Annotated in this window: 8 protein-coding genes; 3 read left to right on the top strand and 5 right to left on the bottom strand. The window is 46.6% G+C overall.

Annotation, left to right across the window (positions count from 1 at the left end):
• Window positions 1-556 precede the first annotated feature (556 nt).
• A complete protein-coding gene (locus AAHF22_RS07305) occupies window positions 557-1,507 on the bottom strand; it encodes a cation diffusion facilitator family transporter (RefSeq protein ID WP_347324336.1) in 951 nt (316 codons plus the stop codon).
• 780 nt (window positions 1,508-2,287) lie between these two features.
• On the bottom strand, window positions 2,288-4,039 hold the full coding sequence (locus AAHF22_RS07300) for an alpha-glycosidase (protein WP_347324335.1): 1,752 nt from the start codon (window positions 4,037-4,039) through the stop codon (window positions 2,288-2,290).
• Window positions 4,040-4,259: 220 nt separating this feature from the next.
• On the opposite strand from AAHF22_RS07300, the gene AAHF22_RS07295 reads away from it, so the two are divergent.
• The 3 genes from AAHF22_RS07295 (at window position 4,260) to AAHF22_RS07285 (ending at window position 7,394) form a co-directional block, all read left to right on the top strand.
• Window positions 4,260-4,742 carry a hypothetical protein gene (locus AAHF22_RS07295; RefSeq protein ID WP_347324334.1) on the top strand — a complete coding sequence of 161 codons (483 nt, stop codon included), beginning with the start codon at window positions 4,260-4,262 and terminating at the stop codon, window positions 4,740-4,742.
• Window positions 4,743-5,130: 388 nt separating this feature from the next.
• Complete coding sequence (locus tag AAHF22_RS07290) at window positions 5,131-6,528, top strand: L-cystine transporter (protein WP_347324333.1); 1,398 nt, start codon at window positions 5,131-5,133, stop codon at window positions 6,526-6,528.
• A 317-nt stretch (window positions 6,529-6,845) separates the two neighbouring features.
• On the top strand, window positions 6,846-7,394 hold the full coding sequence (locus tag AAHF22_RS07285) for a hypothetical protein (protein ID WP_347324332.1): 549 nt from the start codon (window positions 6,846-6,848) through the stop codon (window positions 7,392-7,394).
• A 125-nt stretch (window positions 7,395-7,519) separates the two neighbouring features.
• On the opposite strand, the gene AAHF22_RS07280 is transcribed toward AAHF22_RS07285, so the two are convergent.
• From AAHF22_RS07280 to AAHF22_RS07270, 3 genes are all read right to left on the bottom strand, one after another.
• The gene (locus AAHF22_RS07280; RefSeq protein ID WP_347324331.1) at window positions 7,520-9,031 is read right to left on the bottom strand and encodes a CoA transferase; all 1,512 of its coding nucleotides are present in this window, start codon (window positions 9,029-9,031) and stop codon (window positions 7,520-7,522) included.
• A gap of 485 nt (window positions 9,032-9,516) precedes the next feature.
• Entirely contained in the window at window positions 9,517-10,506 is a 990-nt protein-coding gene (locus tag AAHF22_RS07275) for a Gfo/Idh/MocA family protein (RefSeq protein WP_347324330.1), read from the bottom strand.
• 12 nt (window positions 10,507-10,518) lie between these two features.
• Window positions 10,519-11,496: a Gfo/Idh/MocA family protein gene (locus AAHF22_RS07270; protein ID WP_347324329.1), complete on the bottom strand. Its 978-nt coding sequence runs from the start codon at window positions 11,494-11,496 to the stop codon at window positions 10,519-10,521.
• Between the last annotated feature and the right edge of the window lie 14 nt (window positions 11,497-11,510).

Raw genomic sequence — 11,510 nt, 5'->3', positions numbered from 1 at the left:
GCCACGCGGCGGTGTATGTATAAAAACAACAAGCGGCTAACCGTAAAATACACCATCATAATGTGACAAATAACGACATATCGAATATGGCTAGAGCTTACATACGAACATATGAAGGAGAAGTTAATGAGTTTGTTGGCAAAAATACCATAAATTTCATGTATACGCTATGTATTAAACCGCGAATAAACTTGTCTAAACACGAACAGAATAATTTGCTGCAAACAACGTTTAGTGATGAATAAAGTGGAGAACAAGAAAAGAAGAGAAGGAATCTCAGTTAAAGGGATCGACAATGAGGATATGGATATGTATTCAATAGTAAATCAGCTATTCATTCATCCGTTCATCCTAACCAAAAGCAGTATATGGCTAAGCAACAGTAGATATCAAAGCAATCGTAAAGCAATCGTAAGTAGAAAACAGCAAGTAGCAGGCGGAAAATAGAAAACAAAAACAAAAAACAGCCTGATCGTCATCCTCAGGCTGCCTTTGTTACCACAAACATACATAAAATACGAACGGTTCAAACCGATGTTCGATGTTGCCCCTGATGCTATTTGGAAGAAGGAGGCGGAGCAGAATTGGTTAGAACAGATGTACCTGACGACTCCTGTTCATCCGCATACCACGGATTCAAATGCACAAGTACCTCGGTCACCTGCGCATCGGCTTGCATAATATTCCTTTTCATCAATCTGGAAATATCATGTCCTTGCTGAATCGTGAGCGTTGCATCCACACCGATGCGAATATCAACGACGATATAATGTCCATGTTCACGCGCACGAATGCGGTCGATCCGCTTCACTTCCGGCATTGCGCTAAGAACAGCGGTATAATCGTCGATCTTTTGTGGCTGGACAGCTTTTTCCATCAAGATATCGATCGATTCGCGTCCCGTCTCATAAGCAAGCTTCAAAATCAGCAAGGCGACGATCATACCAGCGATCGGATCACCGTAAGCAAGCAAAGCATATCCATAATACTCCCCGATGAGCGCTAGTCCAATCCCAAGAAAGGCAGCGGCTGACGCATACACATCTGCCAGATGATCCTGTGCGGTTGCGATCAGCCCTTTGCTGTTCGCCGCACGTCCTGCTTTCATCGTATACACATACAGTGCCAGCTTCCACACCATCGATATCGCAGCAGCGATAAGCGGAATTACATGTGGCTGTGTCGGCGGTTCGAATAGCAGCATAATCGAATGATAGCCGATATAAAAGGCAGCCAGCATCAAAATAACCGCTACCATGCTCGCTCCAACCACTTCTGCCTTCCCATGTCCATACGGATGATCCTCATCCGGTGGAATCGCCGAAATGCGCATCGAGCCAAGCGCTGTCGCCGAAGCAATCACATCACCAGCATTGTGAATGCCATCGGCGATCAATACTTGACTGTTAAACAGAAAGCCGACAATCAGCTTCAGCAGCGTCAACGCAATATTACTGAACAGACTGAGCCAGGCAGCCAGCATAGATGAAGAATTAGCAACACTCATAAGGAAAAGGTCCTCCTGCCATGAAAATAGTCAAACTACAATTCTGCCTCCATCAGCATCTATACATATACCAATTAAATGGCCCAGTCACCTCTAAGATGAGCTGTTATGGAATCATGTTATAGAGAAGATTAGCAAAAATGTTCGCCTTTACCTATACATGCGATGTAACCAATGAGCCGGATGCATGCATTATGTATAGGTCTGTATGGCGATTGTGCGTATACAACCATATGCCATATATTCGATGGAATCAAGCCTATTTTGGGATTGATTTGTAAAATAATACGGCGATCCTCGTCTTGATGCTCGCTTAAGCTCGGTTGCGGCGTTGCTTCAGCAGAACAGGCAAGGCTATGCTGCTCCGGTTGGAGTGACATAGCCTTGCCTGTGTGAATATATTAATATGGATAAATACAGATAAATACGGGTAAGCCTATTTTGCTACATATAATAAAGGGAAATATCGCTACTATAACGTCGTCAACTCAGATTAAAGGACGATGAAAAGAATATATTCCTGCAAAAAGCACGCATTTAGCTTAGATGTCCAAATCAAGAACATATTCCTGCAAAAAGCACGCATTTAGCTTAGATACCCAAATCAAGAACATATTCCTGCAAAAAGCGCGTATTTAGCTTAGCTGCCTAAATAAAGAACATGTTCATACAAGAAGCATCCAACCAGCTCAGATGCTTCTTGTATGAGGCACTAATATAGGATGCAGCACTAGCAATATATCTGGTACTAACTTATATAGCCGCGTAGCCAGAGTCTAATTAAGCCAGCGAATCCAGACAACGCAACACCTTGTAGCCATATGCAGGCAGTTCATGCTGTAGCTTTCCGTTATCCAGCGTTAGCTCCTGCTGATCCAATACATCTTCCCAGTGCGCGGCTCCCAACTCCAGCTCCACCGTGATCGGCTGATCCGAGCTATTCATCGCAATGACGAACCGTTCTTTATCATCAGCGCGCTCGTACACCAGCTCATTACTACCTTTACGAGAGTGCAGGAAGCGGAAGTTACCCTGACGAAGTGCCGGATGCTGCTTACGCAGCGCAATCACCTGACGGTAATAGTCGAACAGCTCACGATCCTGTTCGTCCTCATCCCATACCATGCAGCGGCGGCAATCTGGATCATGTTCGCCTTCCATTCCGATTTCGTCACCATAATATACGCACGGCGCGCCTGTATACGTCATCTGGAACAGTACCGCCAGCTTAAGGCGTTCCTTATTGCCTTTCGCCACCGTTAGGGCACGTGCCGTATCATGACTATCCAGCAGATTGAAGGCGACTTCGGTCACTTGCAATGGATAACGCGACATTTGCGTACCAATCGCATGTGAGAACGTCAACGCGTCCGTTGTATCTTTAATGAAGAAGTCGGTCACTGCATTTTTAAATGGATAGTTCATCACCGAGTCGAACTGATCGCCCTGTAGCCACGGACTGGATTCATGCCAGATTTCGCCCAAAATATAAATGTCTGGATTGATCGCTTTGACCGTTTGTCGGAATTCACGCCAGAACTGGTGATCCACCTCGTCCGCTACATCCAGACGCCAGCCATCGATGCCGTACTCCTCCGCCCAGTAACGAGCGACGCCAAGCAGATATTCTTTAACCTCTGGATTTTCCGTGTTCAGCTTCGGCATGAGCGGTTCAAAGTCAAACGTATCGTAAGTCGGCACGCCATCTTCGACCGCCAGTGGGAATTTACGCACATGGAACCAGTCTTTGTAGCGCGAATGCTCGCCCTTTTCCTGCACATCGACAAATGGCTTGAACGTTTTGCCAGAGTGATTGAATACCGCGTCAAACATTACACGGATGCCTTTGCTATGACAGGTGTTGATCAGCTTTTTCAACGTTTCCTCATCACCAAAATGCGGATCGATCTGCATATAATCTTCGGTGTCGTATTTGTGGTTCGTCGTCGCTTTGAAGATCGGACACAGATAGATCGCATTCACACCCAGTTCGGTCAGATGATCCAGATGATCGATAATACCCTGCAAATCGCCACCAAAGAAGTTATACCATTCCGGCTTGCCGCCCCACGGCAGCGTACCTTCTGGATCATTGGACGAATCGCCATTAGCAAATCGTTCCGGGAAAATTTGATAAAATACCGCGTCCTTCACCCATTCCGGTGTCGTGAACACATCGACCGGATTAATAAACGGGATATCGAATAGACGATCCATATCCGGTTCTTTCTCACCAAATTTATCTTCGTCCATCCAGATCGTTTCATTGTCATTGCTCAGCTTAAAGCCGTATTTGAGACGACGATACGGTGGCTTCACTTCACATTGCCAGTAATCAAACAGATCATCTGTAGCGAAGATCTTCATCGGCACAAGCTCTTTCGATTGATCCCAGATGTATTTATCTCCTGCTAGTGCCCATGCTTCAGTGACATCTTTCTTTTTCGTGCGCAGACGCAGATGAATCGTTTCCCCGTCATAAGGATAACCCCAATTCAGCTTGGGACGATGGTAAATGGCTTCGATCAGCATAGTGATGCCTCCTGTTATCATATGTAGATACTATCGATGTTTACCCTGAGAGTTTGGAGTGAAACAACCCCTCACTTTTAATTAGTTATACAGGCTAGAAAGTGAAAAGTGATATACGTTGAATTGGATACATAACCTGTCCAGGTCATTCTAATGAAATATCATTGAGCGAAAATAAACGTAGTATAATGATGTGAAAAATGCTTAAGGAGTATAAAATGTGAAAACAAAAAAACGTTTTTATTCGATGGTGTTATTAATTGTAGTAGGTGTAGCTGCTCTTCTTTTAAACGGGGTGGATAATGACCATTCTAATGTAAAGCAAGCACATACGGATGTGTTAACGACAATAGACAATAAGCCAGGCTTTAGTTCTGATCCATTGATCGACAATACCATTATGGTTAAGGACGTACTGAATAACGACACCTACCAAAAAAGCATCACGATCTCCGGGGGCTACCTGAAAATCAGTATTAACAATCGTTCAACTGCCAGTATGACATTTACGTTAAATAAAAATGGTAGCAATGGCCCTCTTATTTTACTAGGTGTAGTGGATGCCAAACACAACGAATTTTATACAGATGCGACTCTGGAGAAGGGCGATTATATGATTACTATATCATCAGGCTCAGGTAAAATGTCAGGTGATTTGAGTATGATTGCAGGTTCTAACTTAGAAGCATTAAAAAATAACTAGGATGTGAACTACCGGTTTACTCGTTTCGATGGATTTATTTCATTCAACAGTATTTTATAGGTTACATAGATTACTTTTTGTGGAGGTAATTGAATCATTACCATGCTTATGTTTTTCAAAAGTTACACAGTATAAGCAATATCGCTCCAATCGATCTGTTCCAATTTATAGTAGCAGGTTAGCGGAACGCCTTAACGTAAAGCAGATGGGCAGAGCGCCTTAACGTAAAATGGAAGCCCTCTATCTTCATAGCTTTTGTTGTCAAAAAACCGATAGACGAAGCTGCAAAAATCCACCTTAATTATTACTATGAGTTTAGTCGGGTTTATGCTAAACTGTAACAATTATGTGCACCTATCTGTAAAACAGTAAAGAAAAGAGGGGAATTATGGATACGTTATTGATCATCCTAAATGTAGCTGTGCTGATCGTATTGATTGGCTTGCTTGCCTGGATGCAGAAAAAGCATGTGTCGTTTACGAAACGTGTATTTACAGGTTTATTGCTTGGGATCGTATTTGGTGTTGTGCTACAGCTCGTGTACACGCCTGATTCTGACATTTTATCCGATTCGATCAGCTGGTTTAGTCTGGTCGGCAGTGGCTACGTGCGCCTGCTGCAAATGATCGTCGTTCCACTGATTATGGTATCGATCATTATGGCGATCCTTAATCTGAATGGTCGTCAAAATCTCGGTAAAATTAGCGGTTCGATTCTGCTCGTCCTGCTGCTCACGACAGCGATTGCAGCAGGGATCGGTATCGCATCTGCACTCGGTTTCCATCTGACTGCGCAAGGGATGCCGATTGGAGATGTGGAAGAACAACGCGGCGTATTGCTGCAAGAGAAATTGGGCGATGTGCAGGACAAACCATTACCAGCGCAATTACTTGAATTTATTCCAACTAATCCTTTTGAAGATATGACCGGTGCGCGTCAGTCGTCTACACTTGCTGTCGTGATCTTCTCCGCATTCGTAGGTGTGGGGGCGCTGGGCTTTATGCGTAAAAATCCGAAACAGGGTGAAGTATTCCAAAATATGATGTCTGCCGTATACGGTGTCGTGATGCGGATTGTAACTTTGATTTTGCGTCTGACTCCATATGGCATTCTAGCGCTGATTACGAAAATGGTCGCTACGACTAGCGGTCAGGACATCCTGAATCTGTTCAAATTTGTACTGGCTTCGTATGTTGCATTGATTGCGATGTTTATCGTGCATCTGATTATTTTGGCGATCGGTGGTCTGAATCCGGTACAGTATGTCAAAAAAATCATTCCTACATTGACGTTTGCTTTCACTTCGCGTTCCAGCGCAGCAACGATTCCGCTGAATATCGATACACAAACGCGTAAGCTGGGTGTGTCGAGCGGGATTGCCAATCTGTCGGCGAGTTTTGGCGCTACGATCGGGCAAAACGGCTGTGCCGGTATTTATCCGGCGATGCTGGCGGTGATGATTGCCCCGACGGTAGGTATTAATCCGCTCGACTGGCAGTTTATTTTAACATTGATCGCGGTAGTGACGATCAGTTCACTGGGCGTAGCTGGTGTCGGTGGCGGCGCTACCTTTGCCGCATTGATCGTATTGTCAACGATGAACTTGCCTGTTGCACTTGCAGGTCTGTTGATCTCGATCGAACCATTGATCGATATGGGCAGAACGGCATTGAATGTAAGCGGCTCGATGGTTTCTGGTGTCGTTAGTAGCCGTGTATTAAAAGAACATGATCCGGTCGTATACAACCAGGATGTAGCCGAGCAGGAACCTGCGGAAGCTTCCTGATTGATCTGTGCTCTATCGAATGATCAAACCCCTGCTTGCATTTGGTTATGATGCGAGCAGGGGTTTTGTATTATTTTCCGTTAACATAAATCTGGACGGGTTTGGATGAAGATTCGAGTTGTCCTATAATGGAATAGATTCGTGACTATCTAACAAAATGTATTTATCACTACATACTTTCAGGATAGGCATATACTCGAATTGGAATGAGTGCGTGTAGGGGTTATGATGGTTCCATACACAATATCATGCAATGGATATAGTATAATAGCACTTTATAAAGAACGTATAGGGAATGTAGAGGGAGGGGGAGAAGATTGACACACGAACAAATCGTATCATTTATTAGGTGGAATCAGGAGCGCGGCTGTGAAGCGAAACTTACGGCTGGAGCCAATGATGAGCAGATGAAGGAGCTGTCTCTACCGAGCATCCTCACGCAGCGCTATGGAACGTTGCCAACATCCTTCTCCGTATGGATACAGTCTGTCCAAACACTTGTTGCACCGCACGGGCAGGCCTGGTTTTTAACGGCTGCGGATTACCGTGAACATCGTAATGATGATATAGCTCATCAAGGCGCTGCCTTTGCCTGGAATGAGTGGGAGAGCATGAGTCTGGAAGCTGCCGGCGATGATGCAGACTGGCAACAACAGATTCGTTCATTTTGGGATCGGTATGTACCGATTGTGATGATTGTACAGCCGGAATACGCCTTTTATGCGATCGATACTCACAGTCGTGATGGTGCGGTCATTTATGGGCGTGAGCCAGAGTTTGAAGAAAGTGATGAGATTGCCGCATCGTTTGAGCAATTTATGCAACGCATCATGGATGGCACATTAAAATGGTACAGCCAGGTATAAACACCGGCTGTACCATTGATCATTGTAGGAGTCATCGTTCTATTTTGTCTATTGTTACTGCATCGCATTGGCATGCAGGCTACTGGAATCGAATGATTATACATTACATACAGCGTATCCCATAATTACAGCCACTCTGCACGCCCTGAAGCGCGCGGTACGAGCACGGTGCGATATTCACCCGGCGTTTCCGACATATGCACCTGATCAGTCACACCCTGGTAGTGCCCACATGGAGTATCTGCCGTAAACAGCTCCGGGTCTAAATACAGATGCTCGTCAGACGAGCCAGCGGTTTGATGAGCAAATCCTTTATCAAACAGACCGAGCGACATGAGCCATAGCGATACACGGCTAAGCGAGATATGCACGCGGTAGCTACCGCCTTCTGTTGCACGGCGAGCGAGTGCCGCCATCGCACCAGCTGCGGCAAGCCATGAAATGATATAGTCGTTGACGACAAGGATCGGTGGCAGTTCCGGTTGCTCTGGTGTACCTTCGAGCGCCATCACACCGGTTAATGTGCCGGCCGTCTGGTCAAAGCCGATTCGATCTGCCCACGGCCCTTTGTCCCCATTCAGTGATACAGAGACGTGAATAATACCTGGACGAACAGCGGCGCTTTGCGCTGCGCCAAGTCCGAAGCGTTCCAGATAAGAAGGACGACGATTAGCGAAGAAAATGTCAGCATCCTTCAACAATTCCATCATCCGTCCATGTGCAGCCTCATCACTTAGCTCCAGCATCGCAGAGCGCATACCAACATTAGCAGTGTAATACGTCGTATCCACTTCCCAATCGGATGGGCGCCAGATGTTCAGCACATCTGCACCATGCAGTGCCAGTGCACGCCCGACACCTGCACCTGCGATCACATGTCCCATACCGAGTGCACGAATCCCTTCCAATGGGGCAGAGCCGCCCTGTGGCATCGGCTCCGGTGCGCTATCGCCAATCTTTTCAATCTCTACCAGCGGTAAAGAGGCGATGGAGTCAAAAGCAGGCTCATTTAGAAATTCCTCAACCGTCTGTGCCATCGGCATAACGACTCCCGCTTTGGCTCCGGCTTCTTCCAGATCGCGTGCATTCCATTGTGAAATGGCATGAGCGACAGCTTCCGGCGTATCCGCACAATTCAGCAGCTTTAACGTATTCATTTTCAGCTTAGGATACGGCTCCAGTGGCATGACCCAGCGTTGGTCCTTCGTCTGGTAAAAGCGGAATTTAAACGATGGACTTGGATCAGATGGACTCATCGGCGAATAGCCGTTAAGCTTTTCCCATTTACGATCATAAAAAGGAGACAGACGGTGCAAAATTTGCCGCAAATCAAGCGAAATATTCTGCCCGTTGCCACCGCGTAGTCGCCATATATTCGCTGCGGCTACAGACTTGGCAACCATACCGATGCCCGCTGAGCTAGCCAGCCGGAGCACGCTAGGAACGATCGGGTCTTTGCCGGTAAACTGAATCTCACCGCCACTATCTTTCGCGGACAATCCCATTCCGTTCAGTACGTCTTCCAGTGCAGCATGAATGTCAAACACGGTATGATCGGCACGATGGTCGACCGCATATTGAATACGCTCTTTCAGCAGCGCAGGTTGTTCTTTTCCGGTAGAGTTAGTCGTGATCATAGGATACACCTCTTTGGATAGAATAGTCGTTGCCTTTGTAGTGGGTCAGAACATAATTAAAAACAGCAATAGCAGTAGCAATAGCAGTACAAAGGCACTCATGTATTTATATAAACACATTATATAAATGTATACATATTAGTTTAGACGTTTTGGTGATAAAAACAATGAACAATAATGGGTCAGATGAGGTCTATGCCACATATGATCCACAATTGTAGGTATAGTTGGTCGATTACATTGTGAAATTGCGAAATACAATCGATCCTGTCCGAAAGACAATGATTGATAACAACATGAATCTACCTAATCTAAATAATAGCAAGTATGAAAAGAGCAGCACACTCGATTGCAGTGTGCTGCTCTTTATTGGTGTATATTGATTTACGTTATATCTGCATAGTGGATCGTCACTAGATCGGCATCCTGGCATCACTACCGCTATATGCTCGTTTGACATCGCTTTGGTTGTTTTATGCACCATGCTACAGTTTCATCGGCTGTTGATTTGCCGCTGAAGCATACGCGGCTAAAGCGACCTCAGTCGAACGTTTTCCATCCAGTCCGGTAACTGGAACGGGTTCGCCGCTCAGCAGAGCAGCGACGAATGCCTTGAGCATATAATGATCCATATCGTCGCCCCAGTAATACCAGTTCGCTTTCATCGTCGTATCACTGAACAGTTCATTTTTCTGCTCAAAACAATCGATCCATAGACTGCCTTTTGTGCCGGTAATCTCCATCGTCACATCGCCCCAGGTTGGGAACGAAGCGGTGCGCGACCAGCTCGGATCAAGCACAGCGACCGCGCCGTTATCGTATTTCATATGCACCATACCGGCATCATCGATATCCATCTCGTAAAATAACGTCTCTGCCAGCGCGTATACTTCTGTTACGCGCGCTTCAGGCATAAACCAGTTCATCAGATCGGTCACATGCACGGTATGATCAAATACCGCGCCGCCGCCAGCAAGCTTTTTGTCCGTAAACCACGGAATATCAGGCTTTGTACCGCGATTCGTACCTTTGATGGCTACGATGTCGCCAATATCGCCGCGCTCGATCGCTGCTTTGGCTTCTACAACCGCAGGCACGAAGCGACAGGGGAAAGCGGTCATTAGCTGCACACCATGTGTGTGTGCACTGTCGATCATTTGGTCCATTTCTTCCATGCTTAAGCCGAGCGGCTTTTCGCACAATATATGTTTGCCATGCTCGGCAGCAGCGATCGCCAGCTGAGCATGGTACGCATTTTCAGAGCAAATAATAACCGCATCGATATCGGTAGCGAGTAAGGCGAGGTAGTCGTCATAGTACGGAATGCCGTGACGCTTTACGACGTCGGCTACTCTGGTCTGTTCTGCATCGGCAATGCCTGCTACGTGGACGTTCGGCAGTTGCAGCAATTGCTCCAAATAACTGAACGCATGCGAGTGGGCAAAGCTAATCATGCCTATATTAAGTTTGGTCACAGTATCGTCCTCCTACAGATAGATCGGCAATCCGGTCGCAGCGGATTGGATCGCAGCACGCACAATCTCGATATTCGTACACGCTTCTTCCGCCGTAATGAGCAGGGGCGTATCGTGTGTAATCGCCGCAATAAAATGTTCCAGTTCGCGATAATACGGATCGGCATACGTTGGGCTTTGGGGTACAGCGACTTCTGCCGTACCTGCCGTTTGTGTCTGCTGACGCTTAATATGCAGCGAACCCGCACTGTTGCTGTCAAAGCGCAGCAAGCCTTTGCTGCCAGCCAGTTCGATGCCATAGCGAAAGGCTTCCGGTACGCCCCAGCCTGCTTCCAAATTAGCAATTGTTTTGTTGCGGAATTGCAGCGTCACGAGCGCATAATCCAACTCGGAATTACGATAATTGATCGTATACACCGACTCCACGTCACCGAGTGTCCACCGTAAAAAGTCGATATCATGGATCATCAGATCCATAATGACGCCGCCACTATGCTCAAAATCGTGATACCATGCACTGGCTGCACCGGGATGTGGACCGACCCGTTTCGTATGCACAACACCCACACGTCCAATTTCGCCGCCTTCAACACGGCGCTTCATATCCTGATAATTCGGGAAAAAGCGCAGCACATGCCCGATGCATAGCCGCACGCCTTTCGCCTTACAATACATCGCCATCGCTCTGCCTTCCTCTGCTTGCAATGCGATCGGTTTTTCACAAAAGACATGTTTGCCATAATCGGCAATCTGCTGCACATAATCCCGATGCAGCGGTGTTTGCAACAACACACAGACGATATCCGGGTCCGTTTCCTTCATCATCGTATCAAAATCATCGTATGCGGTCGTGTCATACGTAGCGGCAATGTGCTCTGCCGCCGCAACCTGTACATCAAACGCGCCCACCAGTTCCGCTTCCGGCATTTTTGCCAGATTGGCAGCATGTATACGGCCCATCGTGCCACAACCTACAATTGCAACTTTCATTCCTGTTCACTCCA

It is taken from the genome of Paenibacillus wenxiniae (assembly GCF_039822605.1).
Classification (GTDB): domain Bacteria; phylum Bacillota; class Bacilli; order Paenibacillales; family Paenibacillaceae; genus Saccharibacillus; species Saccharibacillus wenxiniae.
The sequence above is the reverse complement of the archived record's forward strand: the minus strand, read 5'-3'. Positions and strand labels throughout refer to the sequence as shown.